9 protein-coding genes are annotated in these 12787 nt (G+C 70.2%); 4 read left to right on the top strand and 5 right to left on the bottom strand.

Annotation, left to right across the window (positions count from 1 at the left end; all coding sequences use genetic code 11):
* Window positions 1-480, bottom strand: a complete 480-nt coding sequence (locus tag ACFWHU_RS16105) for an Lrp/AsnC family transcriptional regulator (protein WP_159392378.1) — start codon at window positions 478-480, stop codon at window positions 1-3.
* 138 nt (window positions 481-618) lie between these two features.
* Between ACFWHU_RS16105 and ACFWHU_RS16100 the strand changes: the two genes are divergently transcribed.
* The 3 genes from ACFWHU_RS16100 to ACFWHU_RS16090 all read left to right on the top strand — a co-directional run bounded on the left by ACFWHU_RS16100 (window position 619) and on the right by ACFWHU_RS16090 (window position 4375).
* A complete protein-coding gene (locus ACFWHU_RS16100; RefSeq protein ID WP_385798772.1) occupies window positions 619-1926 on the top strand; it encodes an amidohydrolase family protein in 1308 nt (435 codons plus the stop codon).
* Window positions 1910-3391 (top strand): APC family permease, encoded by a 1482-nt coding sequence (locus ACFWHU_RS16095; protein WP_387225302.1) that lies wholly within the window; start codon window positions 1910-1912, stop codon window positions 3389-3391. Before ACFWHU_RS16100 ends, ACFWHU_RS16095 begins: the two co-directional genes overlap by 17 nt.
* Before the next feature lie 183 nt (window positions 3392-3574).
* Entirely contained in the window at window positions 3575-4375 is an 801-nt protein-coding gene (locus ACFWHU_RS16090; RefSeq protein WP_385798776.1) for an NPP1 family protein, read from the top strand.
* 69 nt (window positions 4376-4444) lie between these two features.
* Here the strand turns inward: ACFWHU_RS16090 and ACFWHU_RS16085 are convergent, their stop codons facing one another.
* A complete protein-coding gene (locus ACFWHU_RS16085) occupies window positions 4445-5140 on the bottom strand; it encodes an SGNH/GDSL hydrolase family protein (RefSeq protein WP_387225301.1) in 696 nt (231 codons plus the stop codon).
* 228 nt (window positions 5141-5368) lie between these two features.
* Here ACFWHU_RS16085 and ACFWHU_RS16080 point away from each other — a divergent pair, with 228 nt between their 5' ends.
* On the top strand, window positions 5369-6325 hold the full coding sequence (locus ACFWHU_RS16080; RefSeq protein ID WP_387225300.1) for a right-handed parallel beta-helix repeat-containing protein: 957 nt from the start codon (window positions 5369-5371) through the stop codon (window positions 6323-6325).
* Between the two features lie 75 nt (window positions 6326-6400).
* On the opposite strand, the gene ACFWHU_RS16075 is transcribed toward ACFWHU_RS16080, so the two are convergent.
* Genes ACFWHU_RS16075 through ACFWHU_RS16065 form a run of 3 tightly spaced genes read right to left on the bottom strand, consistent with a single transcriptional unit; the run spans window position 6401 to window position 12761 of the window.
* Window positions 6401-7696, bottom strand: coding sequence for an extracellular solute-binding protein (locus ACFWHU_RS16075; RefSeq protein WP_387225299.1), 1296 nt, complete (start codon window positions 7694-7696; stop codon window positions 6401-6403).
* On the bottom strand, window positions 7693-8823 hold the full coding sequence (locus ACFWHU_RS16070; RefSeq protein ID WP_387225298.1) for a hypothetical protein: 1131 nt from the start codon (window positions 8821-8823) through the stop codon (window positions 7693-7695). Before ACFWHU_RS16070 ends, ACFWHU_RS16075 begins: the two co-directional genes overlap by 4 nt.
* Window positions 8823-12761: a tetratricopeptide repeat protein gene (locus ACFWHU_RS16065; RefSeq protein WP_387225297.1), complete on the bottom strand. Its 3939-nt coding sequence runs from the start codon at window positions 12759-12761 to the stop codon at window positions 8823-8825. The genes ACFWHU_RS16070 and ACFWHU_RS16065 overlap by 1 nt, the downstream gene beginning before the upstream one ends.
* Between the last annotated feature and the right edge of the window lie 26 nt (window positions 12762-12787).

Raw genomic sequence — 12787 nt, 5'->3', positions numbered from 1 at the left:
TCAGCCCGTGAAGTCCGGCGCGTAGACCCACTTGGTGGTCTCCGCGATCAGTGTCACGTCCGTGGACAGCACCCCGGTGATCGACCTGATCGACGCGATCAGGTCGAGCAGGTGCGCGTCGTCCCGCGCCATGACCTCCACGATGAGGTCGTACGCGCCCATGCCCGTCACCACGTAGTACGCCTCGTCCAGCTTCGACACGCTCTCCGCGACGCTCCGGGTCCGTGAGTCGCACCGGATCCCCACCATCGCCGAGCGGTGGAGACCGTGTGTGCCCGGGTGGGTCATGGTGCCCACCGCGACGATGCGCTCCGCGATGAGCCGGTTGAGCCGCTGGCGTGTGGCCGCGTGCGACAGCCCCACCGTCCGTGCCAGTTCGGCGACCGGCGTGCGCCCGTCCGCCTGGAGGATGCGGACCAGAGTCCGGTCCGTCTCGTCCAGGTCGGCGGGCCGAAGGCCGCTGAATTGTCCGTGTCGCACGGTGCTCCTCGGGTGTGGAAGGCCGTCGGGTCCGCTGGACCCGCCACTTTCGTCAGGAGATTACTCGACAGGACTCATTGACACCATATCGATCGTGGAGCTAGCTTCCTGCCATCACTTTGACGGTAGAGGTGCTCCATGGCAACGAAAATACAAGCTCTCCATGCGTCCACACTGATCGACGGGACAGGTGCCGACCCGGTCGACAACGCCGTTCTCGTGATCACCGACGGCGTCATCACCGCGGTAGGCACCGAGGCCGAGGTACAGGTGCCCGGCACGGCGGAACACGTCGATCTCCACGACGCGACCCTCGTCCCGGGCCTCATCGACTGTCACACCCATCTCGGCGGCACACAGAGTTCCGACTTCACCCAGTGGGTCATCGAGGACGATCTTCAGCAGGCCGTCGAGTCGACCGTCCAGATGCGCGAACTGATGGTCCACGGCGTCACCACCATCCGGGACATCTCCCGCAACGGGCTGCGCCTGAAGCGGGCCGTCAACGCCGGCAGACTGCCCGGACCACGGATCGTGGCCTGCGGCCCCGGCATCTCCCGTACCGGCGGCCACGGCGACGCGCACAACCTCCACTGCGACCTCGTCCAGCGCAGCCACCCCTGGGCACTGCTCGCGGACGGCCCCGAGGAGATCCGCAAGACCGTCCGGCTGCTGAACCGCATGGGCTCGGACGCCGTGAAGATCTGGGCCACCGGCGGCGGCATGTGGGACAAGGAGCTGGAGACCGACCAGCACTTCGACCTCGACGAACTTCGCGCGGTCGTCCGGGAGGCGCGTATGGTCGGCGCCCCGGTCCTCGCCCATGCCGAGTCCCTGGCGGCGACCAAGGACTGTCTGCGGGCCGGGGTCGCCACACTGGAGCACGGCGAGGAGCTGGACGAGGAGTGCATCGACATGATGCGCGACCAGGGCGTCGTCCACGTACCGACGCTTCAGCTGTTCCTCGGCCCGTGGTTCGACCACTACCCGCCGCCGCCGCGTCAGGGCCTGGAGTCGTACCGGGGCGAGACGATGGTCGAGAAGGAGAAGAACCGCGTGGCCGACAACTTCAACGCCTCCCGCACGGCCGGCGTACGCATCGCCGTGGGCAGCGACAGCTTCTCCAGCGAGACCGTCCCCTTCGGGATCTCCACCCTCACCGAGGTCAGGACGATGATCGAGACGGGCATGCCGCCCATGGACGCCCTCGTCGCCGCCACGCTCAACGGCGCACGCGCGCTACGGGTCGACGACGTCACAGGCTCACTGACCGTCGGCAAGAGCGCGGACGTGCTCGCGCTCGGACTGAACCCGCTCGACACCGCGAAGGCATACGGCCGGGAGCACATAGTCCGCGTCCAGCGCGGCACACAGGTCTGGGTCGACCGGACGGACGAGAGAACGCAGCTGCCCGCGGGGGAGGACCGTCATGGCGAACTTGTCTGACACACGCGCCGAGGGGCAGGACACGGGCCCCGGCGCCGAGCCCCGGCCGGTCCGCCTCGCCAACGCCGGGCTGACCACCAAGGACCTGGTCTTCTTCGTCGTGGCCGCCGCCGCGCCCCTGACGGTCATGGCCGGCGTGGTGCCGCTCGCGATCCGTACGGGCGGCGAGTCGGCCGCGTACGGCTACATCGTGCCCGGCGCGATCCTGCTGCTCTTCGCCGCCGGGTTCACCGCGATGAGCCCGATGATCAAGAACGCCGGTGCCTTCTACTCCTACATCGCGCGTGGTCTCGGCCGCCCGCTCGGCATCGGCTCCGCGCTGGTCGCGCTCGTGGCGTACAACGCGATGGCCGTCTGTCTGCTGGCCGGCTTCGCCTACTACACGGCGAACACCTTCTCGTCCCTCTTCGGCGTGGACGTCCCCTGGCAGCTGATCGCCGTCGTCGGCACGGCGGCGGTCGCGTTCCTCGGCTACTCCAAGGTCACGCTCGGCGCCCGCGTGCTCGGCATCGCCCTCGGGCTCGAACTGCTCGTGCTCGTCATCTACGAGGTGTTCGTGCTGGTGAAGGGCGGCGCGAGCGGCCCGACGGTCAGCGTCTTCGCACCGAGCCTGATCACCCACGACGGCTTCGGGGCGCTGCTGGTGCTGACCGCCGGCGGATTCATCGGCTTCGAGGCGACCGCGCTCTACGCGGAGGAGGTCCGCGACCCGGCCCGTACGATCCCGCGCGCCACCTATATCGCCATCGGCTTCCTCGCGGTCTTCTACACCTTCTCGGTGTGGTGCGTGTTCGTCGCGTACGGCTCCGACGGGGCGCTCGCGTTCGCCGGCGGTGACGACGTGGCGAACATGACGTTCGCCTCGATCACCCACTACGTCGGCGCGTGGGCCTCCGACTTCGGTCAGATCCTGCTCTGTACGAGCGCCTTCGCCGCCGCCCTCGCCTTCCACAACGCCGCGTCCCGCTACTTCTTCGCGCTCGGCCGGCAGGGCGTACTGCCCACCTCGTTCGGCAGGATCCACCGGCGGTCCGGCGCACCGGTCGGCGGCACGGTCGCACAGACCGCCGTCAACGCCCTGGTCCTCGGCCTGGCGATGGTCCTGGGCGCCGACCCGTACCTCGTGGTCTTCCTCTGGTCGGCCGCGCCCGGTGTGCTCGGCATCCTCGCGCTCGAAGCGCTCACCGCGCTCGCGGTGGTCTGCTTCTTCGCCAAGAACCTCCGCGGACACTCGCCCTGGCGCGTACTGGTGGCACCCGCCATTGCCGCCGTCGGCCTGGTGGTGCTGGTGTGGCTCTCGATCTCCCAGCTCGACCTCCTCACGGCCGCCGGCCCGGCCGTCAACTGGTCCCTGCTGCTGCCGCTTCCGGTGCTGTTCCTGGTCGGAGTGGGGATGGCCCTGCGCATCCGCCGCCGGGACCGGGCGCGCTACGAGTCGCTCGGCACGGAGGACGTCGAGGGCTGAGCCGCATGCCGGACCACGCGCGGGGCCACGGCCGTCCGATGCCCTGATTCGGCTGCGGGTGATCGTCAACTCCGGGCAGACTCTGCGTGATCAGGGCCGCCATGAGCACGACATGGATGACATGTGTGCCATGGCGGCCCGGCCCTACCCGCTCCCCACGGCGGGTTCGACCAGGAGGACGCAGTGAAGAAGAGTTGGCCCTCGGCCAAGCGGACACGTTCGCCGCGACGGCTCGGGAGGATCGCCCTCACGAGTTTCGTCGGAGCCGTAGCACTGGTGGTGGCCGCACCGGCCACCGCCCACGCCGACCCCCCACGGGCCCTGCCCGGCAACGCGGGCGGACAGGAGCAGACGTTCCAGCCCGCCTACGACTACGACGGTGACGGCTGCTACGCCAGCCCCGCCATCGGCCCCGACGGCACCATCGCCCCCGGCCTGGGCATGGGCGGTGACGTCAACGGCAACTGCCGTGACCTGTCGGACCTGGAGAACACCAACGGCTACTCGCGCGAGAAGTGCAACAACGGCTGGTGCGCGATCATGTACGCCTCCTACTTCGAGAAGGACCAGGTCTCGCTCGGCGGCGGCAGTGCCGGACACCGCCACGACTGGGAACACGTCGTGGTGTGGGTGCGGGACAACAACGTCGAGTACGTGTCGACCTCCGCCCACGGCGGTTTCTCGGTCCACAACCGGTCCCAGATCCAGTTCGACGGCACCCACGCCAAGATCGTCTACCACAAGGACGGCGGCAGCACGCACGCCTTCCGCGCCGCGAGCACCGGCGACGAGCCGCCGGAGAACCACAAGGGCACCTGGCAGTACCCGACGCTCGTCGGCTGGGAGGGCTACCCCGCCGGTCTGCGCGACAAGCTGAGCGGGGCCGACTTCGGCAGCGCCACGCTCGGGATCAAGGACAGCACGTTCAACTCGCATCTGGCCAAGGCGAAGCCGGCCGACATCCCGTTCGACCCGAACGCCTGACGGGCGGCGGGGCGGCGGTCGGTCCCGCGTGTACGTACGCGGGTCGCCGCCCCGCTGTTCCGGCGGTCGTCACCACCAGGTCGTGGTGGCCGCCGGTGCGTCGATCACCCGCGCCAGTCCCTTGACCACCTCGGACGCCATCACCGCCTGACCCGACGTCGAGAAGTGGATGCGGTCGGCGCTCAGCAGATCCGGCCGCGAGTTGAGCGGGTGGTCCCACATGTCGACGAGGACCACGTCGTGCTCCGCGGCCAGGGCCGAGGTGATCGCGTTGAGCGTGCGCACCCGCTGGGGGAAGTCGGGGAACGCCGACACGTCGAAGGCCCTGCCGAGGGTGAACGTCGTCAGCCGCGCCCCGGTCGCCGCCGCCCGCTCGAACACCCGCCGCGCCATACCCTCGATGACCTCGAAGTCGGGCTGCCGCCGGAACAAGTCGTTGGCCCCGCAGGAGATATGGAGCAGATCCGGGCCGAACGCGACGATCTCGTCCATCTGTTGGTCCAGCGTGTCGGATGTGGTGGCTCCGATCGTGCCGGTGTTCAGATACGCCAGCTCCGGACAGACACGGCGCAAGGTGTCGGCGACCCGGCTGCCCCACGGCAGGCTCGCGTAGCCGGGGCTCGGATCCCCGGTCCCGGCCGCCAGACTGTCGCCGGCCACCGCGAACCGTCGCCACGGGGCGCCGGTGAGAAGCCCCGCGGCGCGCGCCGGCGAGAGGCAGAGGGGGTCGGTCTCTTCGGTGAGGGTGTTCGCCGCTGTCGTCATGGCATAAAAGTACGATCGATCGTGCGTGCATTGCAAGGAGTCGGGATTACCGAAATGTCGGCGTGTCGCGGGCCGGAGGGCCGTCGAGATACGGGAAGTCCCGCTATTGGTACGGACCTTGACGCGGTCGGCTGGTGTCCCTACCGTGACGAGTCAGCTCCTGTGTTCACAAGCTCGTCCCCTGTTCGCATATGAGACCCCACACCTCTCCGCAGGAAGGCGCTTGCGATGCGTACCCGAAGGCTGCTCCCCACTCTCCTCGCCGTTGCCACGACGGCCGGCGTGCTCTCCGTGGCCGCCGCACCGGCCCACGCGGCGGTCATCAACGTGAAGACCGCCGCCGAACTGAAGGCGGCGCTCACCGCCGCACGCCCCGGAGACACCATCCAGCTCGCGGACGGCAACTACACCGGAAACTTCAAGGCGCTGGTCGCCGGCACCGCCAACTCCCGTATCACGCTCATCGGTTCGGAGAAGGCCGTACTCAACGCGGGCGGCGGGTACGTGCTGCACCTCAACGGAGCCTCGTACTGGACCGTCAAGGGCATCACCCTCACCGGCGCCCAGAAGGGGATCATGGCTGACGGTGCCGACGGCGTCGTCATCGACTCCGTCGTCGTGCACGACCTGGACATGGAAGGCGTCCACTTCCGCAAGACCAGCCGCGACGGAGTCATCAAGAACTCCCGGATCTACGACACCGGAAACGACGGCCGGGGCATGGGCGAAGGCGTGTACGTCGGCTCGGCCGGCGGCACCTCCGACAAGAGCGACAACGCGCAGATCATCGGCAACACGATCGGCCCCGACGTCGGCGGCGAGGCGATCGACATCAAGGAGGGCACCACCGGAGCGAAGATCATCGGGAACACCTTCGACGGCCGGGGGCTGACCGGTGCCAACTTCGACGACTCCTGGGTCGACGTGAAGGGCAACAACACGCTCGTCGAGAACAACACCGGGAAGAACACCACCAACAACGGCTTCGAGACCCACACGCAGCAGTCGGGCTGGGGCTGCGGCACCGTCTTCCGGGGCAACAAGTCGGACCTCACCGGCGCCACAGGCGACAAGCAGCTCGCCATCAACGTCACCGCCGACACGGCCGGTTGCCGGACGACGGTGCACTCGAACAACACGGTGACCGGCGGGCGCGGCCTGACGAACATCGCCATCACACCCTGACGACCGGCTCCGTCCCCGGTCGCCGGACAGGCTCGGTGATCCTGTCCGGCGACCGAGGACGGTCCGGCCACGGCCTCACCCGGCCGACGACGTCCCGGGTGGCACGTCGCACAGATCGTCCAGGACGAACGCCCCCGCCCCCTTCTGGAGCAGTCGCTCCGCCTCCAGTTGGCCGAGCAGACCGTCGAGTACCGCTTCGTCCAGCGGATTCTCCAGGAACTCCAGTACTGCCCGCTGGAAGGCGCCCCGCAGCGTCGACGGCATGGCATCGGACGCGTCGAGGCAGATCCGCTCGGCACCATTGAGCATCCGCCGTACTTCCTCCGATGCCGGGGTCGCACCCTTCGTTCCCCCCGTACCGGTCGGGAAGAACGGCTGCTCTCCCGCTTTCGCCGCCTCGCCCCATTCGTCCTGGGCATCCGACGAGGTGAGTTCGAGCACCAACTCCCACGCGGCGTCGCTCGGTTTGAACACCGCCGCCATGTCGCCCGAGACCTCGAACACGTTCTGGTCTGCGGGCAGCCCCTCGACGAAGTCGGAGGTCGGAGCGGGCATCACGTCGAGACCGTAGTGGCGGCGGACGAAGGCACCCTGATGCTCGCGTGTGCAGTCGCCCCTGTTCAGCAGCCCGGACTTGCCGCCGCCCAGACTCTCGAACGGTATGGTGATCGCTTCTTCGGCGTTCTCCACGTCGGTGGCGAGCACGGCGGCCCAGTCCTGCCACGCCCGTTTCACCCGCTTGTCGGTCCACCCCAGGGCGCCGGTGGCCCACCGCTCGTACACGTCGGGTCCCTCCCGTTGCAGCAGCAGGTCCTCGATCCAGTCCGTGCCCGGCCACCCCGACGTCGCGCCCGACGCCATACCCAGACACCACCTGGCGTCCTCGGCGGCCGCCTTCTCCTCGCCCGGTCTGCTCCATACGATGGACTTCAGATCCACCCGGACCGGGGCCCAGTACGCACGCTGCTCCATGTTCCCGTGCTTGTCCGGAACGGTGATACGCGGGGCCCAGGGCTCTATGGCCCGGCCCGCCACCTTCGGGGGCAGCGGCTGGGCGTCCCCGTCGCGCGCGTACTGGGCCAACTCGCCGGGGCCGTTGAGGATCGCCACGTCGGGCGGCGACTCCGTCCGCAACTGCGCGACCAGCGTCTCTCTCAGCGAGCGCGTGCCCTCGTACACATAGTTCCGGCCTTTCTGCCTGCCCATCTCCTTGAGCATCTTCTCGAACGGAATCGCCTCGCCGCCCGTCCACGGACCGAGCACCACCAGCGTCGGCTTCTCCTGCGCCACGCAGCCCGCCGACACGACAGCGGTCCCGGCGAGCAGGGCAAGCGCCAGCACCGAGCGCACGAGTCGGTACGGAGCCCTCATGGCGTCCTCCAAAGGATCCGCAGGTGTCTGCGGCCGTAGTGGAACAGTGTGAATCCCGACGCCACCGCGCCCACCGCCCCGACGGCCAGGGCGAGTTCGGCGGCCAGCGTCCACGCGCCCGGGTGCGTACCGCGCAGACCAGCGGCCAATTCCTCGTCCAGTACCTCGATCCGGGTACCGGCCTGTGCCGTCGGGCTCACCGCGGCCAGCGCGACGCCCGCCTCCGCCACCTTCCGCTGCGCGTGCTGCTGACCGGCGGCCCCGAGCACCAGTACGCCGAGTGCCAGCAGGACCGGCAGCGCGTACAGCGTCAGCAGCGGGCTGCGTACCCGTAGCTGTGCCAGGACGAAGTCGAGCGTGCCGACAACGGCGAACACGAAGACCAGCACGGCCAGCAGCGCGGCCCACGCCGTCACGGTGGAGAGTCCGGTCCAGCCCGACAGCTCCGCCGCGTCCGCTCTCAACTCCCCTTCGAGGGCCTTGATGCGGTTGAGGACGGCCGTGTCATCGGATGACTTGGGCGCGCCCAGCAGACTCGCGGCGTAGTCCAGTCCCGCCGTACGCAGTACCTCGCTGTCGTGGTGGCTGTCGGCCCAGCCGATCCAGTCGTCGTAGGCCACCACCAGCCCGGACACCACACGGACCTCCTGCTCCTGTTCGGCGCGCAGCGCCTTCGTCTGGGCCGCGTTGTTGAGGCTCTGCGCCGCCTCGGTCAGCAGCGACGGGTACTTCTCCCCGAGCCCGACGAGATCGGTCTGGATCAGCGGCCTTCCGCCGTCCCCGCGCAGCCGCAGCTTCGCCTCCCGGTGCGCCAGCTCCAACGACGTCCTGGCATGGGCCAGTTCGACCATCGCGGGGGCGTAGCGCTCACGCAACTGCTCCGTACGGCCGTTGAGGTCCAGATACGCCGTCCCGGCCAGCGCCAGGACGGTCAGTGCCAGCGCCGGGAGCAGCAGCATGCGGCTGAACAGGAACTGAGCCGTGTGCCGCCGCCGGCCCGCGGGCGTACGGCCCGAGGACCGGCGCCACATCGGCAGCCACACCGACCGCCATACGGCGGCCCCGGCCGACCTGCCCGCCGTCAGGGCGGACCGGAGCCGCGAACGTACGGCGAACCGGCTGCCCATCACCGCTCCCCGGTGAAGGCGTTCCAGCGGTCGTCGCCGATGCCCCCGGTGTCCGGCGCCTGCGACTGGTTCGCGGCCCGGCCGCCCAGCAGGCCCCGCAGCCGGCCGGGCCGCCAGCCCCGCAGCCTGCCCTGACGCCGCTCACCCCGGCTGTGGCTGAACGCGAACGGGCGGGTGCGGTACGCGTTGTCGAGCAGTGCTCTCTCCAGGGAGGTGTGCTCACGGAGCGCGGTGCGCGGCACCTGCTCGGAGAGCCGCTCGTAACCCACGCCCAGCTGCTCCCGCAGATCGTGTTCCGTGAGGGGGATCGGGATCTCCTTGTCCAGCGACTCACGGAGCGCGCGCAGCGGGTCCGGCTCCGGGGCCGTCGTGACCAGCCGGAGCAGCAGCTCCAACAGGTCGGTGCGCAGCCGCTCCTGGGCGTGACGGTCCGTCAGCCCCTCGTACCGGGCCAGCCGGTGGAGCGCCACGCACGCCTGCTTCGCCGCGTCCACACTCGGCGGGCCCCCTTCGGCCGAGAGGTCGGCGTGGATACGCACCATGCCGGTGCGGGCGGCCGTGCGGTGCCGCGAGTCGGGCGGGACGGCTTCCAGCCGGGCAAGGGCAGGTCCGCTGTCGCCGTCGGCCAGATGGATACGGGCCAGGCCGAAAGCGGCGCTGCCGAGCGCGTGGTTGCGTTTCCACACCGCGCCGTAGAAGACCATCGCCTCCTCCGGCCGGTCGAGGATCTCGTAGCAGTAGCCGAGCGCGAGCTTGGGCGCGTACTCGCCGGGAATCGCCGCATAGACCCCGTCGAAGGACCGGAGCGCCGACTCCACGTCGTCCGCGGCGAGCTGGAGCAGACCGCGGTGCCAGCGCAGTCGCCAGTCGTACTCGGCCAGGGAGCCGACGGCGGCCTCGGCCCGCTTCAACTCGGCCTTCGCGGACGCCAGTCCCGAGCCCGCGCCGGCCGGCTGGTAGCGGGCGGCCTCCAGATGGAGACGGCAGCGCAGGAGGGCCAGTTCGGGGGAGAGCTGCCAGTCGGCGCTGAGCTGGAGCAGACCGGCCGGATCGTCGTACGACGTGCGCCGCAACTCCTTCCAGTTGGGGTCCTGGCGGCTCGGTCTCGGTACGGGCAGGCCCACTGCCACCTCGGCGGGCCGAGGCGGCCTTATCGTCAGCGGCCGTTTGTCGTTGCCCCCGTGCCGCCACTGTTCGAGCGGCGGAGCCTTGCCGAGTTCGCCGTCGAGCGCGGTGGGCGCGGCGGAGAACAGCGGCGACGGCTCGAACGTCTCCTCGCCGAGGCGCAGCGAGCGCAGCTCCCGCAGCACGCCGTGCAGTTGGACCGCCATCTCCCGCGCGTCGGCGAACCGGTCCTCGGGGCGCGCCGCCTGCGCCCTGTTGAGGACGCGCAGGAGTGAGGTCGTACCGAGGTCGACGGGGTGGGCGGGGACCCGGTCGAGGAGTTCCCGCAGGACCGCTCCGACCGCGAACAGATCGGCCGCGACCGTCACTTCGGTGGACGTGCCGAGTTCGGGCGCCCGATAGGTGACCGGGCCCGCGTGCCCGATCTTCCGTACGCCCGCGACGTCGATGAGCTTGATGCCGCTGCCGCAGTGGATGACATTGGTGAGGGAGAGGTCGCCGTAGACGAAGCCCTCCTCGTCGTGCAGATAGCGGAGCGCGTCGAGGATCCGCAGGCCGTAGGCGGCGATGAACTCATGGACGCGATAGCCGTCGAACGGCGCCTCGTCGCGCGCGATCTGCTCGGCGACCCACTGGAGCGGTGCGCCGTCGGCGAACTCCATCACGATGAACCGGGCGTTGTTCGCGGGGTGTTCCGGCAGCTCGGGGCGGCCGGGATGCCGGGCGTAGTTGAACACCTTGATGATGGAGGGGTGGTTGAGACTCACCAGCCGCAGCAGTTCGAGGCGGGAGATCCGCCGGTCGGTCGCGTCGCCGGGGTCCCGTGCGCCCTTCAGTGCCACCGGGCGGTTCTCCAGCATCTGGTCGCGGGCGAGATACACCTGCCCGAAACTGCCCTCGCCGAGCAGTCCGACGACCTTGTACTGCTGGTGCAGCTCCTGGCCGCGTACGAGGCCGGACTCCGACTCCTTCGCCGCCTCCGCCTCGGGCTCGACGAACGTGTCGGGGTCCTCGACGGTGATGTGGGGCAGATCGGTGAGGCCGTCACCGGGTGGACTCACGACGTACTCGCCCGGTGCGTACGGGCGGTCGAGGAGCCTTACGGCGGATCCCGTCCGCTGGATGGCGTCCTCGACGTCGATGTCGAGCAGGAACAGGTCGTGGGCGAGGGCGGCGCTCTTGCGCGGGACCCCGCCGACCGTCCGCAACTCGGCGAGCCGCGTGGTCAGCCGGCGGTGGACCGGCCGCGGCGCGTCGGTGATGCGCCGGACACCGGGGTACGCGTTGAGCCTGCGGAATCTTCGCTCCAGCTCGGCGAGTACGTCGAGCCGCCCTGCGACGGCCGTCGTGCGGCGCTCGGCCCAGCCGTCGTCGAGCAGCGTGTCCACGACTTGTTCGAGCGACGGGGACGCCGGGTCGCGGAAGACGAGCAGCAGCCGGGTCTGACCGCTCTGCCGTAACGCCCTGAGGAGAGGTATCGCGGCCTCGCCGGTCGGGGCGGTCCGGTCGACGGAGAGGAACGCGGCGGCGATTGGCGGGCTGTCCCCGGCGATCCGGGCCAGCGCGCGGTCGTAGTCCTCGGGTCCGTCGTCTCCGTCGCCTCCGCCGTGTCCACCGGGTCTCTCCGATCGGGGAGACCCGGCCGGTCCCGTGAGTCCGATGCGTTCGGCGGTGAGCGCGATGAGCTGTCCGGCCGTCAAGTCCGTCGTGTCCACGGCGATGTCGATCGATCCGGCGGGCGGTTCGGAGGCGCCGGTCGTGCCCGTCGGCCGCGGATTGCGTTCGCGGTCGGCGAGGTTGAGCGTGGCGTGGATCGCCGACATGTCGTCATGACGGTCGTCGCGGGCGAAGATCACCTCCACCGGCTCCGTGGCGGCGCGCCGGCCGGCCGCCGGGTCGGCGCCGGAGACCGGATCCGAGACCGGGGCGGGGGCGTTGGCCGTGGCTGTCGTGCCCGTCATCGGAAGCGAGTCGATGAGCCAGTGGGTCACCTTGCGGCGCAGTCCGAGAGCGCGGGTCGAACCGCTTCCGGGCGGATCGCGCGGGATGGTCGGTGACAGGGCGGGAGGCCCCGTCACCTGCAACTCCTCCAGCTGTTCGGCCGGCGGGTGCCGCAGGACTGACAGATATCGCAGGATGGTGTCGGTCGGGATCATGTACGCGTGGCTGACCGCGACCGGGTAGTGCTCGGTCCCGAACTGGTGGACCAGGATGCCGAGCACCTTGCCCGATTCGGTGACCACACCGCTGCCGCTGTACCCGTGGCGTACCGCGTACGACCCGCCGTCCGGGTCGAGTTGGACCCACTCGGGATAGCGCGCGGGGCCGCCGAGCCCCATGAGACGGGCGTCGATGCGCTCGCCGCCGGGCAGCCGGTCCGTGTAGCCGACCGAGTGCACCGATGTGCCGCGCGAGGGGATACGGCGGTGCAGCACGGCGGTCTCCACCGGTGGCACGGTGGCCAGCCGCAGCAGGGCGATGTCGCCGCTGAACTGCGAGGTCGGCGGCGCGAGATGCTCGGGCAGCACCTCGGCGCGCAGCCGCAGGGGCGGGTTCGAAGGTGCTCCGGGGAACTCCGCGTACAGCGTGTCGACCGGCCGGAGCGGATCGCCACGGCGGCCCGATCCCCATGAACCGTCCGTCCTGCGACGGGGTTTGGCCAGCACCACATGGGCGCAGGTGAGCACCAGCCCACCCGGCAGCAGCACCCCGGCGCCGAGCGGCGGAGCGGTGCCGGTCTCGTCCTCGGCCAGCCGGACGCGCCAAGGGCCTTCCTGCGCGCTTGAGTTGGAAGTGGCTTCGGGCTCCCTCATACTGCACAACAATAACCACGGGGGGT

The sequence above is a fragment of the Streptomyces sp. NPDC060366 genome (assembly GCF_042725135.1).
Lineage (GTDB): Bacteria > Actinomycetota > Actinomycetes > Streptomycetales > Streptomycetaceae > Streptomyces.
Note: the sequence above shows the minus strand (reverse complement) of the source record. Positions and strands in the feature narration are given on the sequence as shown.